Source organism: Paraburkholderia caledonica NBRC 102488, assembly GCF_000685095.1.
In the GTDB taxonomy this organism is placed as follows: domain Bacteria; phylum Pseudomonadota; class Gammaproteobacteria; order Burkholderiales; family Burkholderiaceae; genus Paraburkholderia; species Paraburkholderia caledonica.
Genome location: NZ_BAYE01000013.1, coordinates 14501 through 32127, shown reverse-complemented (window position 1 = coordinate 32127; position 17627 = coordinate 14501). Strand labels below are relative to the sequence as shown.

The window sequence follows — 17627 nt, the reverse complement described above, 5'->3', positions numbered from 1 at the left end:
TTTTTTATGCGTGGTTATGCGGCGCGATTCAGGAGCGGCGCAGGGCCGCCCGATTCGACGCTCAGTGCGCGGCCGTAGCCGTCTGCACCTTGTTGCCCTTGCCGGCCACCTTGATCTCTTCGAGCTTGATCTCGACATGGCGCGAGAACACGTATTCAGCCGGGCGCTGCTTGTCCAGCGGGATGTCTTTGGTGAAAGCGCCCGAAGTCTTCGGGCCGCGCAGGCTGACCTTCAATGCCTTCAGCGGATGCGCAACCGTATCCATCACGGCCGTGGCTTCAAAGCCGCAGTGGACCATGCAGTCGGCGCACTTTTCGTAGTTTCCCGTGCCGTACTTATCCCAGTCCGTGGTCTCCATCAATTCCTTGAAGGTCTTCACGTAACCTTCGCCGACCAGATAGCACGGCTTTTGCCAGCCGAACACTGTACGCGCCGGGTTGCCCCAAGGCGTGCATTCGTAGGTCTGATTGCCGGCGAGGAAGTCGAGGAACATGGCCGACTGGCTGAACGACCAGTTCTTGCCATTGTTGCCGCGCTTGAAGATCTCGCGGAACAGATGTTTGGTCTTGTCGCGATTCAGGAAGTGCTGCTGGTCCGGCGCACGCTCATAGGCATAACCCGGCGAGACCGTGATGCCGTCAACGCCCATCGGCCCGACCGTGTCGAAGAAAGCGGCAACGCGCTCCGGCACCGCGTCGTTAAACAGCGTGCAGTTGATGTTCACGCGGAAACCGCGGCGCTTCGCTTCCTTGATGGCCGCGACCGCCTTGTCGTACACGCCGTCTTGCGACACCGAATGGTCGTGCATCTGCTGATCGCCGTCCAGGTGAACCGACCACACGAAGTACGGATTCGGCTCGTAGTCGTCCATCTTCTTTTCCATCAGCAGCGCGTTCGTACACAGGTACACGAACTTCTTACGCGCGATGATGCCCTTCACGATCTGCGGCATTTCCTTGTGCAGGAGCGGTTCGCCGCCTGCAATCGACACCACCGGGGCGCCGCATTCGTCGACGGCGCCAAGGCATTCTTCCAGCGACAGACGCTGATTCAGGATGGGGTCCGGATAGTCGATCTTGCCGCAGCCATTGCAGGCGAGATTGCAGCGGAACAGCGGCTCCAGCATCAGGGCGAGCGGGTAGCGTTTGTTGCCGGAGAGGTGCTGACGCATGATGTATGCGCCGACCCGGACTTTCTGTAGCAGCGGAATAGACAAGACGTCCTCCTTAAACTTCGCGTGCGGCGAGTGGTTGCATCAGCTTCGATGGCAACTTGAATTCAACCTTCTCTTCACGGCCCGCCATCGTCGTGACATCGACGGGCCCCATTGCGCTTAGCGCATCGATTACGTTTCTGACCATTTCTTCCGGCGCCGAAGCGCCGGCCGTGATGCCGATGGTCTGCGCATTCGCAAACCATTCCGGCTTCACTTCTGAACCGTCGGCGACGAGATAGCTCGCCACGCCGCTTTCGCTGCCGATTTCCCGCAGCCGGTTCGAGTTCGAACTGTTTGTTGCGCCCACCACCAGAAGCACGTCCACCTGCTTGCTCAACTCGCGCACCGCGGCCTGGCGGTTTTGCGTCGCATAGCAGATGTCCCGCGTGTCGGGGCCGACGATGTCGGTGAAGCGGCGCTGCAAGGCGTCGATAATGCCACGTGTGTCGTCCACCGACAGCGTGGTCTGCGTGACGTACGCGAGCGGCGTATCGACCGGCAGTTGCAGATGCTCGACTTCGGCTTCGCTCTGCACCAGCAGCACCTTGCCCGGGATCTGGCCGATCGTGCCTTCCACTTCCGGATGCCCGGCATGGCCGATCAGAATCAGCGTGCGCCCGGCGCTCACATATTGACGCCCTTGCACGTGCACCTTGGTGACGAGCGGGCACGTTGCGTCGAGCACGTCGAGACCGCGGGCTTCCGCGTCGCGCTCAACCGTTTGAGCAACGCCGTGAGCGCTGAAGATTGCCACGGCGCCTTGCGGCACTTCATCGAGTTCTTCGACGAAACGCGCGCCTTTCTGGCGCAGATTATCGACCACGTGACGATTGTGGACAATTTCGTGGCGTACATACACAGGCGCGCCGTGCTGCTGCAGCGCCCGATCGACAATCTCGATCGCACGAACAACGCCCGCACAAAAGCCGCGGGGTTGGGCAAGGATGACTCGCATAAGTTGGCGGACTCCGACTGACGCGGGTTTCGAGCAAGTCGGAAATTCTGACTTTATCGCCGCGACCATCTAATTAGTTGACGTCTTGAGCCCCGGCGACGTGCCGGTACAGCAAAACCAAACGCGCATTCTAACGCTATCACGCCAGCTTTGCTTTGCCGGGGCCGCTACAGTGTTGGGCGCACGCGGCACATGCCCTTCACCCCGCACAACTCAGGTGGCAAAAATTGCACGCTGCACCGCTCTGGCGGAACCCTTAAACTACGTCGTCCTGTGAAGCGCTCGCGCCTCGCAATACAAAAATGGCCGACGCTTGCTGCGAATCGAGGGTAACGCTTAATGGGGTTGATGGCGGTGATTCTGTTTTTCCTTTCCTGTTTGTCCTTGCTGATCTGGATCGTGCTGCTGTTCGCCCGCGGCGGCTTCTGGCGCGCGCGTCCCGCCGCGCCGCTCACGCCCGAAGCGCGTAGCACATGGCCCGGCGTGGCCGCCGTAGTGCCTGCCCGCAATGAGGTCGATGTTATTGCACAGGCCGTTACGACGCTGCTTCAGCAGGATTACCCCGGCGAATTTCACGTGATCGTGGTCGACGACCACAGCACCGACGGCACCGCCGACGCTGCCCGCGCAGCCGCGCTGCAGCTGCAATGCCCGGACCGTTTGACCGTGCTGAGCGCGAAGCCGCTGCCGCCGGGGTGGTCCGGCAAGGTGTGGGCGCAGTCGCAAGGCATCGAGGCGGTACGCACGCTCGGCTTGCCGGCCGACTTTTTGTTGCTGACGGACGCCGATATCGGTCATCCCGCGGAGGCCGTCACGCAGCTCGTCGTCCGTGCCGACGCTGAGAAGCGCGATCTCGTCTCCCTGATGGTGCGGCTGCGCTGCGACTCATTCTGGGAGAAAGCGCTTATTCCGGCCTTCGTGTTCTTCTTCGCGAAGCTTTATCCGTTCGCATGGGTCAACAATCCCCGCAATCGCACCGCGGCTGCGGCAGGCGGCTGCATGCTCGTGCGTCGCAGCGCGCTGGAGGAAGCCGGCGGCATTGAATCGATCCGGGCCGCGCTAATCGACGATTGCAGCCTCGCGGCGCGCATCAAGCATCGCGGCACCGGGCGTCACCCAATCCGGCTCGACGTGGCGGCGCGAAGCGTGTCGTTGCGTCCTTACGATAGCTGGCGCGACATCTGGAACATGATTGCGCGCACCGCGTTCACGCAGTTGCGCTATTCGCCGCTGCTGCTGGCGGGCACGCTTGCCGGCATGACGATCATCTATCTGATGCCGCCGGTCGCCGCTATCGTGCTCGGACCAACGGGCTGGCCCGCCTGGCTCGCGTGGGCGGCCATGTGCTGCGCGTATGCGCCAATGTTGAGCTATTACCGTCGCTCGCCGCTATGGGCGCCGTTTCTGCCGCTTATCGCGCTGTTTTACGTGGGGGCGACGTTTGCGTCGGCGGTGCGCTACTGGCGTGGCAAGGGCGGGCAGTGGAAGGCGCGGGTTCAGGCGCCCATGCAGGAACGTTGACGCAAAGCAGTAACGAAAAAGCGGCGCATTGCGCCGCTTTTCTTTTAGCCCTTTGTAAGCAGCATATAGAGCTGAATCACCATGTCCGGTGAAAACGTAAACGGCACCCAGCCGTGACCGGTATGGCGCAATACCAGCAAACGGTCGCCGTTCGACTGCTTTTGCACGGCCATGACCGGATTTTTCGTCGACACGAAACGCCAGCCCGGCGGGATGCCCGGAGGAGGTTCGGGTGTCATCGAGGCGCGCGCGTTCGACAGTTCCTCGATGAGCTGGCCGATCTGCTCGGCGCGCAATGCGACGGTCTGGCCGCCGATGGTCATGGTGATTTCATTCTGCGCCGGGCGGTTGATTTCCAGCGTGGGCAGAGCCGGGGGCGCAGCGGCTTCGCTGACCGCGGCGTCGGCTTGGGCTTGGGCTTGAACCTCGACCGTTTCCGATTCGACGTCCGGCACGGCCTGTTCAGCCGGCGCGTGCTGCGCGTCAGCCTGGTTGCGTGTCTCGGGGATGCTTTGGGCCTGCGGGGCCACGACAGCCTGAATGAGCTGATCGACGCCCACTTCGAGCGCGCCGAGCTGTTCGTGAAGGTTCATGCGAGATTTCTCTGGTAAGACCCGCGATTTTAACTGCTGCGCGTAGGCTTTACCTTCCGCAAATACAGCGACGTTGTAACAAAATGCTCGCGCTACGGCTTGAGATAGCCCGCATGCCGGAACCAGTCGAGCGCATCGCTCAGGCCCTCGCGATACGGACGCGCCCGGTAGCCCAGTTCGCGTTCCGCCTTGGCCGAACTGAAGTACATCTTGTTCTTCGACATCTTCAATCCGTCAACGGTGACGAACGGTTCGCGCTTCGTGAACTTCGCGACCGCTTCTGCACCCATCGCGAGCGGGTAAAGCGGCCAGCGCGGCAAGCTGATGGTGGGCGCCTTGCGACCGGTGAGTGCCGCGATGTCCGCAAGCATCTGTTGAAGCGGCAAATTTTCGCCGCCGAGAATATAGCGTTCGCCGATCTTGCCGCGCTCCAGCGCCAGAAAGTGCCCGGCTGCGACGTCGTCCACGTGCACGAGGTTCAGCCCCGTGTCGACGAAAGCGGGAATCTTGCCGAGGGCCGCTTCCACGATGATGCGCCCGGTCGGCGTCGGCTTGACGTCGCGCGGGCCAATGGGCGTGGACGGGTTGACGATCACCGCCGGCAGGCCGTCTTCGGCGATCATGCGTTCCACCGCGCGCTCGGCCAGCACCTTGCTGCGCTTGTAGACGCCAATGGCCTGATCGGCTTTGAGCGGCGATGTTTCGTCGGCTGAATTGCCGGCGCTCGTCACCTTGAGCGTGGCCACGCTGCTTGTGTACACGATGCGCTCGACGCCTTCTTTCAGCGCCGCGCGCATGGTCGCCTCGGTGCCTTCCAGATTCGAGCGTTCGATTTCGCTCGGGTCCGGCGCCCACAGCCGGTAATCGGCGGCAACGTGCAGCAGATAGCGCACGCCGCGCAGCGCGTTGCGCATGGACGCTTCGTCGCGCATATCGCCCACGACGATTTCCGCGTCGAGCGACTCGAGGTTCTGACGCGGGCTGGTGGCGCGCACCAGTACACGCACCTTGAAGCCCTTCTGTTGCGCGATGCGCGCCACCGACGAGCCGACAAAGCCGGATGCGCCGGTCACGAGCACGAGATCGCCATTCTGTTCGGTCATTCTGTTTCCGTTCCCTGCGTGACAGTCGGGGGATTGTACGTGGCGAGCGGGGGCCGCGTCGCCGACGCCTTGAGCACGGACCGGTCACGACGTCGACGCGGCTATCCCGACCCCCGCTACGCAAGCAGGCTCGTCGCGACGCGACTAGAATGCCCGCTTGAAAGATTGCGAGGAGAGAACGGCATGTCCCCAGATCTGGATGAGCGGATCGAAACGTATTACGTGCGCGTGCGCGGCACCGTGCAGGGCGTCGGCTTTCGTCACGCGACCGTGCGGCAGGCACACGCGCTGGGCATCAAGGGATGGGTTGCGAATCTCGACGACGGTTCGGTCGAAGCGATGTTGCAGGGCACGGCGAATCAGGTCGACCGGATGCTGTCGTGGCTGCGGCACGGGCCGCCGGCCGCGCGCGTGACCGAGGTAGCCGGCGAAGAGCGCGTGACCGAAAAACGCTACGAGCGTTTCGAACAGCATTGAACGGCGCGTAACCACATCGGCGGGTCGAGAGCCCGCCGCCCTTTAGTCGTTCGGCGCTATCGCGCCACCAACAGGCTTTCGGCAAATCCCCACTCGTTTTCCAGCCACTGATGGCTGCACACGAAGCCCGCATCGTCGGCGATCGCGGGCATTTCGTCGGCGCGATACTTGTGGCTGCTCTCGGTCCAGATCGTTTCGCCTGCCTTGAGCGACACCGTCAGTTTCGAGGCGGCAATATGCGCGGTGACGTCACGCGTTGCACGCAAGTGCATCTCGACACTGCGTGCGTCCGGATTGAAACGCGCGACGTGCTCGAATGCGTCGAGCGGAAAATCGCCGCCCAGTTCGCGATTGATCCGCGCGAGCAGATTCAGGTTGAACGACGCGGTGACGCCGATTGCGTCGTCGTAAGCGGCGATCAGCGTGGGCGTGGGCTTGATGAGGTCGGTGCCGAGCAGCAACGCGTCGCCGGGCGCCAGCATGTTGCGAATGTCGCGCAGAAAGCGCGTCGCGGCCAGTCGGCCGAAATTGCCGATCGTACTGCCGAGAAAAAGTACGAGTAGCCGTTCGTCGGCTGCGCGCTTTTTGCTGACTTCCGCGAGACCCGCCAGATAATCGCGCTCATAGCCGACAATTGAAATCCTTTCGATGTCGCCTAGTTCGCGCCTGCACAACTGCAACGCGGTGCGCGAAATTTCAATCGGGCAGTATGAAGTAGGGCGCTTTTTACACAGCGCTTCGAGAATGCGGCGCGTTTTGCGGCCGCTGCCGCTGCCGAGTTCGGCGACGGTTACGTCGTGCGGAAGATGCTCGACGATGTCCACCGCGTGCTTCGCCAGCAGCCGCTCCTCCGCGCGTGTCACGCCGTATTCGGGAAGCACGGTGATCACTTCGAACAACGCGGAACCGACTTCGTCGTACAGATACTTCGAGGGCAACTCTTTCTGCGGCGCATGCGTGAGGCCGCTGCGGACGTCGGCGGCGAAAGCGGAACGTTGATCGGGTGATGCGTCGTGCGAGAGGGCTGGCTGGGTCATGCTGGCTCCAGTAGTCACATGCGATGAGCGGGATGGTTGGCCGGAGGCGGCACGCGTGACCGAAGCCGATTGGTGCGTGCCGCAGAGGAAGCGGGCCGCCGTGCGGCCGGGCTCGTTGATGTCGCAAACGCTGGTTGCAAACGCTGCAGCAGAAGCTGGAAGCAAGATTCGCGCTTGATCGACGGAGTTGCTTGTCGAACGCGCGCGGCTGACTCCCGCGCGCGTGAAGTTATGTTCTAGTTCATCGACGCGCGTTCTGCACGGATTAATTGCTGCCGCAAGAATGAAAGCGACGCGTAGTGTGCCCGTGCCGCGTCGATAATCCGGCTAGAATGCCCGGCTTGCATCGCCGGATAAAACTACAAGAAGCGGCGCGCGACACGCGCTGCGGCTCAGGACCTTCACTTTCAATGACAACGAGAATCGCGGTGCGCCGCCATGTTGCGCCACGTGCGCATGCGCTCGCGCCGCAAGGCGAAGCTCTCGCACAGCGGGGCGCACGATGAATCAATACTCGCCGAAACGCGGCATTGCCTTATCGGTTAGCGCCTGCGCAATGTTCGCGCTGCTGTCGGCCTACGCGACGCTGCTCGCACCGCTCACCGGGCTGGATATCTTCGCGTGGCGTATCGTCTGGACCGTGCCGGGCGCACTGCTCCTGGTCGCGTCGCGCAAGCGCATGCCGATTCTGCGGCAACTTCTTTACCGGATGATGACGCAGCCCGCGCTCGGCGCCGCCATGCTCGCCGCCGCGGCGTTGCTCGGCGCGCAATTGTGGGTGTTTCTGTGGGCGCCGTTGCATGGCCGCATGCTTGAAGTATCGCTCGGCTATTTCCTGTTGCCGCTCGTCATGGTACTGGTCGGGCGCTTCTACTATCACGAGCGTCTCGACGGTTTGCAGTGGGCAGCCGTGATATGCGCGGCTGTGGGCGTGGGTCATGAACTGTGGGTGACGGGCGCTTTCTCGTGGCCGACGTTGCTCGTTGCGCTCGGCTATCCGCCGTACTTCGTGTTGCGGCGCAAAATCAAACACGATTCGCTCGCGCTGTTCACCGTCGAGATGATCTTGCTGCTGCCTGTCGCAGTGGCGATGATCGTGACCGGCGGGTCGCTCACGCTGATCTCCGGACGCCTCGACATGTGGCTTCTGCTGCTGCCGGGGCTGGGCGCGTTGAGCACGCTTGCGCTGGCTTCGTATCTGACGGCGAGTCGCTTATTGCCCGTCGCGTTGTTCGGCATTCTCGGCTATGTCGAGCCGGTCTTGCTCGTGCTGGTGTCGATCACGTTGCTCGGCGAAACCTTGAGTGCTGCGCAGTTGGCCACGTACATCCCAATCTGGATCGCGGTCGTGCTGACAGCGTTGCACAGCATGCGGATCGTGCGCTTTGCGTGAGACTCAAGCGCCTGCGACGACCGTGCTGTTTTGCGCTCACTTGTGCGTTCACTTGTGCGCCGCCGCGCGATGGTCTTTCGTCGGCGACGGCCTCAACTGGCTTTCTATCGCTTCACGAAGCGCAGGCCGCCAGCCGGTGTAGAACAATGCTTCGGCCAGCACGAACAGCGGTCCGATCAGAAGACCGATCACGTCATCGACAAAAGCCGGCTTACGGTGCTCGTAGGCAATGTGGCCGATGAACTGAAACACCCAGCCGACCGCGAAGAGGCCGACGCCAGTTGCCAGCCAGACCAGCGTGGACTGCGTCGCGATCCATTGGCCGAACACGATGCAAAGCGCGGACACCGCTGTCATCAGCAAACCCAAAGGCACGTCGAGCACCAGGTAATAGAGCGTGGCCGCCGAGAACAACAGCCATGCGGGCGATAGGACCAACGGCGGCGCGGTTAGCGCGAAAGCCGGACGGCTCAACAACACTGCCAATGCAAGCACGATCATCGGGATGCCGACGAAATGCGTGGCGATATTGCGCCGGTCGCGATGGTAAGCCGCATACTGCGTAAGCTGTTGCGTCAGCGTTCTCATGGATGCCGCTCCTTCATCAAAGCCAGCATAATCGCGACGACTGGAATCTGAAACCATCGGGTAGCCGACAATCGGTATAAGTGCGATTCAATGACCGCAAATATTCCTCGTACTCAGCTTGCCACGCTGCTTTCGAGCAGTGCATGGTTCCGCTCGGCCCCGGCCGCTCTGCAGGCACAATTGATCGACGCGGGCCGGACCGAGCGCCTCGCCGCTGGCCAGCGTCTGTTCACGCGCGGCGATGCAGATGACGGCATCTATTGCGTGCTGGGTGGCGTGGTGCGAATCGGCGCAGCGAGTGAGAGCGGAAAGGAAGCATTGCTTGCTGTGATCGAACCGGTGAACTGGTTCGGCGAGATCGCGCTGTTTGACAATCGTCCGCGAACGCACGACGCGTATGCCGAACGCGATACCGAACTGTTTCATGTGACGCGCGCGGCACTCGTCGCGCTGCTTGAACGCACGCCGGCCCATTGGCACACCTTCGGCTTGCTGCTCACGCAAAAACTGCGTCTTGCCTTCGATGCGATAGAGGAATCCGCGTTGCTGCCCGCCGCGCAACGCGTAGCGCGACGGCTGTTGCTGATGGCGGGTGGATATGGCGAGGGGGAAACCATGCGGCGCGTCATCAACGTGCCACAGGAAGATCTCGCGATGATGCTCGCACTGTCGCGGCAGACCATCAACCAGGTGCTCAAGCAGTTTGAAACGCGGGGCGCGGTAAAGCTTGGTTATGCGGAAATCCAGATAGTCGACAAGGGCCGCCTTCACGAGCTTGCGCAGTTGGGCTCAAGTGCACATTGAGACTTGAAAGCGGTTTCGCCGCGCGATTGCCGCACGTTTCCACTGCTACGGCAACACGGAAGCTTGCATAAAAAAAGGCGAGTCATACGACTCGCCCTCCCTGAACGGCATTGCCCGGCTTCGATTAATAGCTTGATTCTTCTAATGCCTGGTTGGCCGGTGCGTGCCGGAACCGTGCACGTGTTATTGCGTTTTGGTCGTGCCGGTCTTTGCGCCGTCAGCGCTCACCGGCGCATTGCTGGCCTCTTGCGCGCCGTCCGTTTTCTTGTTCGCTGCGCTGGAGTCGGCCGGAGTCTTCTTCACGGCGTTGTGCTTCTTCACAGTGTGTTTGGAAGACGTCTTCACATGCGACTTCGCGGTCGTGCCTGAAGGTGCTTTTGCGTGAGTGGTGGTGTCATTCGACGCGCCGGTTTGCACGGCGGTGCTTGCCTTGAGATTCGCCTGGCCCGCGGGCTGCGTTGCTTCAGACGGTGCCGGCGCGGCAGTCTGAGCGAAAGCGGTTGACACGAGCAGAGCGGAAGCGAGAGCAGCGAAAAGCGTCTTCATGGTGTGACTCCTTGTTAAACCGGTGGATTCCTGTGGATTCCTGCGAGTTTCTGTTTCGCGGCTGGATTTATTCAGCGCTGCCGGTTTAACGCAGCCCGGAAGACAGCAGTTGACGATGTTCTGGTGACAAAACGTAACGGCAGAAACATATCGGGTTGCTGACTACTCTTCCGGTCTTCCTGCTCTCGACGATTTAAGACTTCAAACGTTAGTTGAATGGATTGTCCACGACACCCGGTTTCGCATCCGGTTCGTCTTTCACTTTAGCGGGCAGCCCCGGATGCGCCTGCAAAGCCGCGACGATCGCATCTACCGCTTCCTTCAATGCGAGCGCAGCCTTCAGCCCTCGCTGGTCTTGTGTCAGTTCGAGCGTGCCGTTCAGCACGACGCGCTTCGTACCGTTGCTCACGGTCATTGCGTCGCCCTGAAGGTTGAGTACGTCGTCGTCGTTCGAATAGGGTTTAAACACCTTTGAGTCCTCCCGGTCGCTGATCTTTGAGGTTCTCCGGAATGCCCGGAAAGCGAATGCCCGATGCTGCTTCAAGTTCGTGAATCGTTCTGATTTCGTAGCGATTCGTCGACACATTGTCGACCACTACCGCGAACGCGAGTTGCCGCGAAGGTACGTAGACGACCTTGAACAACTGCGTCGGAACGAACACGCGTGTGGGACCGATCGTCTGCAGTTGCTGACCGCTGAACATCGGACCGGTGACGACATACGTGTCGTCATAGGCCATCGCGATTTTGCGCACCGACGTTTCGATGCGCGCCCACAGCCGTTGATTGTTTTCGCGATTTTGCGGCACGATGTTCGCGAGCGAAAACGATTGTGCCATCGCTTGCTCATTCCAGCGATTTCCCGCAGGGCTCATATGTCCGCGATCGAAGCCGCTGCGTTTGTAATCGGCGAGCGTTGCGCCTTCGCCGTCGGGCAAGCGCGCGTCTTCGAAGAACTTGTTGGTGCGCACCATGTCTTTCGCGGCTTCAATATGGTCGGGCGTCAGGTGTTCGGCGGACCACAATGGACCGTGTGTGATGCCCGAATGCATGACGGCGAAATCGCTATAGCAAAGCATGCGCGTTTTGGGCGCCATCTTCTGATTGGTCAGAACGGGCCATTGCGCATTGGGTGTGAACTGGGTGCAGGAAGGCGCCGCAGTTGCATGAGCGGCGACTGCAACGAGCAGACAGGCGAACCACTTCTTCATGGGTTAATCGGTGAAAAGAGAGGGGCGCAAAGTATAGCGTTGAGCGCGATGATCGAGCGATGTAAAAGCGAGGAGGAGAGCGTAGCGAAGAACGGCAATGTGACGCTCGCCCGCCGGAACCGGCGCGTGACGCGACGTCGCACAGGCAAAAAAATGGGCCGCCTTGCGGCGACCCGAATGCGTGGACTTCCGACACTACGCACGCAAACTTAAGGCAGGCTTAAATGCATGCGTTGCGGAAAACGGTCCATCAATCGGCGAAAGGAAACAGTGCAGAGTGTAAGCCAACGGATTCCGCACGCGCGCCTTGCGGCGCGCGTGCGGGAACATCGACCGAGTAGAAACGGTGTTGGAATTAATTGCCGAACACGCTGTTTTCGGCGCGCACGTTTTGACGATCGACCGCTTGCAAGCGCCAGAAGCCGCTTGTCGGTGCGCGGTTGCGCACGGCCGTCCACGCTGCGTCGCCTTGGGCGGCGCTCACGCGCTGCTTACGGTCGACGTGCAATCCACGCAGCGTACACAACGGCGCGTCCGTGCTCGGCGCGCACAGTGTCGTCACGCCGCCTTCGTCGCGCAATTCGCCCCACGGGGGCAGATCGATCCCTTGATGCGCTTCTCTCGACCACCGGCGTTGGTCGGTGTCGAGCCATAGCACAGCGTAGTCGTGACTGACGGTGGGATCGGAACCGTTAATGAGAATAGTCAGGCGCATATCAGTTCCGTACAAAGTACTCAGAATTGCCTTAACAGTCTATGTCGCAACGCCGGTTATTCAAGGCAAATGGTAAGACTTGTGCACGAAAATACAGACGCTGCATGCACACGGCTGTACGATGTTCGCGTCGCGATCCGGCCTCCGTTTTTTACCGCGCTATCTTGCTTCTTCGTTGCCGCTGCACCGATCCTGGAGACGTGTCATGCAGCATCAATTTCTGCGTTTTGTGGCGCTGGCCGCGTGCATAAGCGCGGCGCCGGCGCCTGGTTTTGCAGCGGATAAAGCGTCGTTCGCCGAGCCCGCGCCGATTGTCTACGTGTCGGATTTCGAACTGGACGTTGCGAACGTTGCACCGGACAGTGGCCCCGGCCAACGCGTGCGCCGTCTGCGCGGATTATTGCCAAGCGGGCCGGGACCGTTGGACCACAACGCGAATCCGCAGGAGCACGCAAAGAACATCGTCAACGAAATGGCGGAGGCGCTCACGGCCGATCTGCGCGAAGGCGGCGTCGACGCACGGCGCATCGCGCCAGGTCAAACTTCGCCGGCCGCGGGCTGGCAAGTGCGCGGTGTGTTCCTGAGCGTCGACGACGGCAACCGTCTGCGGCGTGCCATGGTCGGTCTGGGCGCCGGTCAGACTGACATTCAGGTCGCCGTGTCATGCGACAGTCTTGCATCGGCGAATTTGCCGCCTCTCTATGAAGCCGTGGAAGAGGCCGACAGCAAGCACGCTCCGGGCGCTGCCATCAAGCTCAATCCGTACGTGATCGCAGCGAAGTTCGTCATGGCAAGCGGCGACGAGAAGAAGACGATCAAGAAAACGGCTCAGCAGATTTCCGATGCCGTCATCGCCAGGCTTCACGCGGCCGCGCCGTGATCGTCAGGCAAGATCCAGGGGCGCGGTCAAATCGCCAAGCGGCGCCAAACCGTTCTTTGCGAACGCACGATCGCGCGCCACGACGCCGTCGAGCGGCGCCAGTCCATGCACGCGGCTGATCAGGCGAAGGATCGAGTTCGTGTCGTACACGGTGTGATCGACATAGCGTTTTTTGGCGAGCGGTGAAATGACGAGCGCCGGAATCCGCGAGCCTGGACCCCAGCGGTCGCCATTCGGCGGCGCGACCGGATCCCACCAGCCGCCGTTTTCGTCGACGGTGACGATCACGACCGTATTGGCCCATTGCGGACCCTTCTGAATATGCTCGATCACGGTTGAGATGTGCCGGTCGCCGGATTCGACGTCCGCGTAGCCGGCATGCATGTTCAGATCGCCCTGCGGCTTGTAGAAGGTGACCGCGGGCAGATGTCCCGCGTCGATGTCGGCAATCAGGCGGTTGGTCGATGCGTCGCTGCCGAGGCCCGCATCGCGCAGATATCTACGCCGCGCAGTCGTGCCAGGCGCGTAGTTGGCGAAATAGTTGAACGGCTGGTGGTGATACTGGAAGTCGGGCACGGCGCCTGTGTCCTGATGTTCCAACGCATATTGCCAGGCCCCGCTGTACCACGCCCAATCCACGCCCTTTTCGGTAAGACGGTCGCCAATCGTCGCGTAATTCTGCGGCGGGAGCACCCGCGGATTCGACGCATCCGCAAAAGCCGGGTTGCCGCCTTCCGCCGGGCGCACGTTGCTCGGCTGGTACGGCGGGGCCATTGTATTCACGGCATAGCCGTCGGCGGTAAATGCGCCGTCGTTCACGAATTTCGGCGGGCCGTCGAGTGCCGATGCCGGCGAGTCCGGCGCGAGCTTCAGCCGGGCCCCGGTAAGGTCGTTGCCCTCGACCACGGAGACCATTTTTTTCGCTGGGCTGTTGTGCACGTCCGGATAGAACGGCGCCTGCGCCGAGATCAAAAAGATGTGGTTCAGCCACGAGCCGCCAAACGCAGCCATGAAAAAGTTGTCGCACAGCGTGTACTGCTGCGCGAGGCTCCAGAGCTTGAGCGTATCGGCGGAATTTCGGTAATGCCCCATGACGAGCCCGCCCGAATCGCCCCACGCGGCGAACTGGTTGTTGCGCCCGGCGTTGATCTGCATCTGGTTCTGATAAAAGCGATGCACGAGATCGCGCGTGATCACGCCAGTGGGCAACGGCGCGCCTTGCGCGTCGGTCAGGTGGAAGGGTCCATTGCGCAGATTGCCGATGTCCTTCTGGCCGATCATGTAGCGCTTGCCGGCCACTTCCTGCGCCTGCGGCACAAGGCCGCCCCAGATGGCAGGCAGGCGCGGCATCGGCGTCTTGCCGTCGCGGTCGAGTTGCAGATATCGCTCAGCGGTGACTGCATCGAGCGGATGCTGGATGCCTGGGAAATTGCCATACAGGTTCGCGAAGCTGCGGTTCTCCGCGTAGATCACCACGATCTGCTTGACCTGGTCGCGCAACGCGGCGTCGAGCCGTAAGTCCGCGGCGGTACGCGGTGCTACTTCGCTCGCAGCCTGGCCGGTCTTGCAGCCGGTCAGTGCAAGCCCGATGCCGACGGCCGCGAGGCCGGTAAGAACACGCCGGCGTTCAGGATTGTGCGGGTCGTCTGCGGTGCTGGACGCGTTGTCTGAGCTACCGGCGTTCGGCGGCAGGGAGGAGTCGTGGTCTGTCATCGGTCGGTTCCGAAGTGTGCGTGGCGAGCGCTCAGGTGCGGCTCGGGGCGGCGCGCAAAACGCCGGCGGAAGCTGCGATTCGTTGCGGATACGGCTGGACGTGCAGTCGAACTACTGCGTCAATAGATGCGGCGGTTTTTCCAGCTAAGGCAATCGGCGTTTGACGCGCCAACTGTTGTGCGTTGCATCGACGGCGAGCAGCAGCCAATGTCTCGCGTTGACAGGGTGGCGCTTCTGCGTCGCATAACCGTCTACCGTCAGTTCGAGTTCGTCGTGCGCTCGCAAATGACAGGTGGCATTAGCGCCGGAGCCGTCTGCGAACTCGACGACCGCGACCACCGCGGCGGCCGCTCGCTCTGACTCTGGTAAGTGCGCAATGTGCACCGCACACCCAGGATAGAGATGCGAATCGGCAACCTGAATCTGCACGGAATCAGACATGAGCGTGGCCTCCGGACGCTTGTGCGGAACGAAGGCGCGGCAGCGGGGCCTCGCGCAGCGGACCGCATCAAAGCATAGCACCGCAAAGACGCTATGATGCTGATCTGACCTCGATGAACAGCAGAAAACGGCAGCCAAGATGGCAAAAGAAGAGCAGACAGGAGCGGGACGCAAGCAGGCAAAGCCACGCGCTATGGCAGCGCCGGCTTCGCATCACGACGAGATGTCGTCGGCGCAAAAAGGCGGCGCCGATTCGACTGATTCGATCCGTTCTAACGCCAACACCGCCAGCGCCGCAAATGCCGACGAAGACAGCGCCGGCGGCTCGACCTATCTGGTGCCGGGCCTGGAGCGCGGGCTGCGCATTCTCTCGGAATTCAGTGCACGTGAGCCGGTACTGGGCGCGCCGGAATTGTCGAAGCGCATCGGCATTCCGCGCACCACTACCTTCCGCTTATTGCAGACGCTCGAAGCGCTCGGTTTTCTGGAGCGCGTCAATGGCGACCGTTACTTCCGCCTGAGCGTCGCTGTGCTACGGCTCGGCTTCGAATATCTGAATTCTTTGGAATTGACCGACGTCGGCACGCCGATTCTCGAACGTCTGCGCGACGCCACCGGCCTGAGTTCGCATCTGCTGATCCGCGATCAACGAGACGTGGTGTTCGTCGGCAAAGCGCAAACCCATGAGCCGATGTTCAGTTCGGTGAAAGTGCACGTCGGCACGCGTTTGCCGGCGCATGCCACTGTGCACGGCCAGGTGCTGATGGGCGACCTTACTTTCGACGAGCTGCGCCAGTTGTATCCCGAACCGCAACTGGAGCGTTACACCGAGCGCACGCCGGCCACCGTCGAAGAGTTATATGGAAGAGTGCGCGAAAGCGCGGCGCTCGGTTATGCGCTGAGCGAGGCGTCGTTCGAGCGGGGCATCTCCGTGGTGAGCGCGCCGGTGCGCGATCAGAGCGGCAAGATCGCGGCCGCGTTGACCGTCACGATCCCACGTTCCGATCTCGGCGAGACCGAAGAACGCGAGCGGCTCGTTACCGCCGTTTGCCAGGCCGCGCTCGAGTTGTCCGAGCGGCTCGGCCACCGTCCACGCGCCGACGAACCGACGGTGATGCAAGCTCGCCGCAAACCCGTCGCGGCGAGCTAGTTCCGAGTTCGGATCAGAACGAGTGGTGGATACCGGTAAGGATGATCGTCTGGTTCCGGCCACTCGACACACCCGCCGTAAAGAATGCGGCGTCGGTATTGGACCCCGCTCGCTCGTACAAAGCATTCACGTACAACTGCGTCGATTTCGACAACGCATAAATGTCGCCGATTTCGAACTGCGTCCAGCGGTGGCCGGACAGCGTCGTGGTCGCGGCGCCCCCGGCTACGCTGTTGAACGGCGTGAACTGATAATTCGCACCGACGTCGTAGCTCTGATACGTGTCCGAATGTCCGGCCGACTCCAGCTTGACGCGTGTGTACAAGCCATGCACGAGCAGCTTGCCGAACTGGTATGACGCGCCCGCGCCCATGTTCTGCACCTTGTCGGCGCTGTAGTTCGCCGCCGCCACGCCCTGGAAATTCGTAATGCCGGTCGTCACGATCGACGGCGTTCGATTGTGCTCGTTCGCATACGTTGCGCCGGCCTTGAACGGACCGTTCGCATAGCTAAGCGCAAAACTCAACGTCTTGCCGGTCGAGAAGTTGGTCGTGTTGCCGAGGCCCATCATCGCGCCGACTGAAAAGCCGTTGAAACTCGCAGATCGGAACTTCACCGAGTTGTCGAACGGCACGACACCCGTGTCCGCGAGTTCGTCGATATTGCCAGGGTGGAACGCGTACCAGCTGGCGGCGAGATAAGCGGTGCTCAGCGGACCCAGCACATCGAAGCTGAACGGCGTCTGATGGCCGAGTGTCACCGTGCCGATCTTGTCCGAGCTCAGACCGACAAACGCCTGGCGATTGAATAGCGTACCCGCCTTGGCGAAGGCTCCGGTGTTCGTATAAAAGCCGTTCTCCAACTGAAAGATCGTCTTCAGACCGCCGCCGAGATCCTCCACGCCCTTCAGGCCCCAGCGGTCCGGCTGCATGTTGCCCTGCTCCTCGATCCACTTCGAGTGGCCGCCGACATTGCTGATATACGCGATCCCGGCATCCAGGCTGCCGTATAGCGTCACACTGCTCTGCGCCAATGCGCCTGTGGTTGCGCAGACTGCCGTCAAGCCGGCTGCAATGATGTGCTTCACCGTTGGTTCTCCTGATCACACGACCGAATCGCTCGCACGAATCCGACGTCCCTGATCCTTTGCTGTGGGTTGATGCAGCTCGGGTTTATGCGCCAAAACTGCTACGGTTTATGTTCCACCTATGGGCGTTTGTATCGCCTATGGAAAAGTATAGTGACTCCAAAAGCGATCAAAATAAATTTTCGGTGTCCGTAGAA

Annotated in this window: 19 protein-coding genes; 6 read left to right on the top strand and 13 right to left on the bottom strand. The window is 61.5% G+C overall.

Features of this window, described 5'->3' with window-relative positions:
* Nucleotides 1–61: 61 nt before the first annotated feature.
* The gene (gene hpnH, locus BCA01S_RS23475) at nt 62–1216 is read right to left on the bottom strand and encodes an adenosyl-hopene transferase HpnH (RefSeq protein WP_027779015.1); all 1155 of its coding nucleotides are present in this window, start codon (nt 1214–1216) and stop codon (nt 62–64) included.
* A gap of 10 nt (nt 1217–1226) precedes the next feature.
* On the bottom strand, nt 1227–2171 hold the full coding sequence (gene ispH / locus BCA01S_RS23470) for a 4-hydroxy-3-methylbut-2-enyl diphosphate reductase (RefSeq protein WP_027779014.1): 945 nt from the start codon (nt 2169–2171) through the stop codon (nt 1227–1229).
* Nucleotides 2172–2519: 348 nt separating this feature from the next.
* Between ispH and BCA01S_RS23465 the strand changes: the two genes are divergently transcribed.
* Entirely contained in the window at nt 2520–3692 is a 1173-nt protein-coding gene (locus BCA01S_RS23465; protein WP_042319215.1) for a glycosyltransferase, read from the top strand.
* 44 nt (nt 3693–3736) lie between these two features.
* Here the strand turns inward: BCA01S_RS23465 and BCA01S_RS23460 are convergent, their stop codons facing one another.
* Nucleotides 3737–4285 (bottom strand): hypothetical protein, encoded by a 549-nt coding sequence (locus BCA01S_RS23460; protein WP_027779012.1) that lies wholly within the window; start codon nt 4283–4285, stop codon nt 3737–3739.
* A gap of 92 nt (nt 4286–4377) precedes the next feature.
* Nucleotides 4378–5388, bottom strand: coding sequence for a hopanoid-associated sugar epimerase (hpnA, locus tag BCA01S_RS23455; RefSeq protein ID WP_027779011.1), 1011 nt, complete (start codon nt 5386–5388; stop codon nt 4378–4380).
* 183 nt (nt 5389–5571) lie between these two features.
* On the opposite strand from hpnA, the gene BCA01S_RS23450 reads away from it, so the two are divergent.
* Nucleotides 5572–5865 carry an acylphosphatase gene (locus BCA01S_RS23450; protein WP_020068669.1) on the top strand — a complete coding sequence of 98 codons (294 nt, stop codon included), beginning with the start codon at nt 5572–5574 and terminating at the stop codon, nt 5863–5865.
* A gap of 56 nt (nt 5866–5921) precedes the next feature.
* On the opposite strand, the gene egtD is transcribed toward BCA01S_RS23450, so the two are convergent.
* Nucleotides 5922–6902 (bottom strand): L-histidine N(alpha)-methyltransferase, encoded by a 981-nt coding sequence (gene egtD / locus BCA01S_RS23445; protein WP_027779010.1) that lies wholly within the window; start codon nt 6900–6902, stop codon nt 5922–5924.
* 502 nt (nt 6903–7404) lie between these two features.
* Here egtD and rarD point away from each other — a divergent pair.
* The gene (gene rarD, locus BCA01S_RS23440; protein WP_027779009.1) at nt 7405–8295 is read left to right on the top strand and encodes an EamA family transporter RarD; all 891 of its coding nucleotides are present in this window, start codon (nt 7405–7407) and stop codon (nt 8293–8295) included.
* Between the two features lie 48 nt (nt 8296–8343).
* Here the strand turns inward: rarD and BCA01S_RS23435 are convergent, their stop codons facing one another.
* Nucleotides 8344–8883: an Mpo1 family 2-hydroxy fatty acid dioxygenase gene (locus tag BCA01S_RS23435; RefSeq protein ID WP_027779008.1), complete on the bottom strand. Its 540-nt coding sequence runs from the start codon at nt 8881–8883 to the stop codon at nt 8344–8346.
* Between the two features lie 90 nt (nt 8884–8973).
* On the opposite strand from BCA01S_RS23435, the gene BCA01S_RS23430 reads away from it, so the two are divergent.
* On the top strand, nt 8974–9687 hold the full coding sequence (locus BCA01S_RS23430; protein WP_027779007.1) for a Crp/Fnr family transcriptional regulator: 714 nt from the start codon (nt 8974–8976) through the stop codon (nt 9685–9687).
* A gap of 183 nt (nt 9688–9870) precedes the next feature.
* On the opposite strand, the gene BCA01S_RS23425 is transcribed toward BCA01S_RS23430, so the two are convergent.
* The 4 genes from BCA01S_RS23425 to BCA01S_RS23410 form a co-directional block, all read right to left on the bottom strand.
* A complete protein-coding gene (locus tag BCA01S_RS23425) occupies nt 9871–10233 on the bottom strand; it encodes a hypothetical protein (protein WP_020068674.1) in 363 nt (120 codons plus the stop codon).
* A 208-nt stretch (nt 10234–10441) separates the two neighbouring features.
* Complete coding sequence (locus BCA01S_RS23420) at nt 10442–10702, bottom strand: hypothetical protein (protein WP_027779006.1); 261 nt, start codon at nt 10700–10702, stop codon at nt 10442–10444.
* Nucleotides 10695–11444, bottom strand: coding sequence for a DNA/RNA non-specific endonuclease (locus BCA01S_RS23415; protein ID WP_027779005.1), 750 nt, complete (start codon nt 11442–11444; stop codon nt 10695–10697). The genes BCA01S_RS23420 and BCA01S_RS23415 overlap by 8 nt, the downstream gene beginning before the upstream one ends.
* Nucleotides 11445–11799: 355 nt before the next feature.
* Nucleotides 11800–12159 (bottom strand): DUF3564 domain-containing protein, encoded by a 360-nt coding sequence (locus BCA01S_RS23410; RefSeq protein ID WP_020068677.1) that lies wholly within the window; start codon nt 12157–12159, stop codon nt 11800–11802.
* 205 nt (nt 12160–12364) lie between these two features.
* Here BCA01S_RS23410 and BCA01S_RS23405 point away from each other — a divergent pair, with 205 nt between their 5' ends.
* Nucleotides 12365–13039, top strand: coding sequence for a DUF4410 domain-containing protein (locus BCA01S_RS23405; protein ID WP_027779004.1), 675 nt, complete (start codon nt 12365–12367; stop codon nt 13037–13039).
* A gap of 3 nt (nt 13040–13042) precedes the next feature.
* Here the strand turns inward: BCA01S_RS23405 and BCA01S_RS23400 are convergent, their stop codons facing one another.
* The gene (locus BCA01S_RS23400; protein WP_027779003.1) at nt 13043–14752 is read right to left on the bottom strand and encodes an acid phosphatase; all 1710 of its coding nucleotides are present in this window, start codon (nt 14750–14752) and stop codon (nt 13043–13045) included.
* Between the two features lie 144 nt (nt 14753–14896).
* The gene (locus BCA01S_RS23395; RefSeq protein ID WP_027779002.1) at nt 14897–15193 is read right to left on the bottom strand and encodes a hypothetical protein; all 297 of its coding nucleotides are present in this window, start codon (nt 15191–15193) and stop codon (nt 14897–14899) included.
* Nucleotides 15194–15332: 139 nt separating this feature from the next.
* Between BCA01S_RS23395 and BCA01S_RS23390 the strand changes: the two genes are divergently transcribed.
* Nucleotides 15333–16343, top strand: coding sequence for an IclR family transcriptional regulator (locus BCA01S_RS23390; RefSeq protein ID WP_027779001.1), 1011 nt, complete (start codon nt 15333–15335; stop codon nt 16341–16343).
* Between the two features lie 13 nt (nt 16344–16356).
* On the opposite strand, the gene BCA01S_RS23385 is transcribed toward BCA01S_RS23390, so the two are convergent.
* A complete protein-coding gene (locus BCA01S_RS23385) occupies nt 16357–17430 on the bottom strand; it encodes a porin (RefSeq protein WP_027779000.1) in 1074 nt (357 codons plus the stop codon).
* Between the last annotated feature and the right edge of the window lie 197 nt (nt 17431–17627).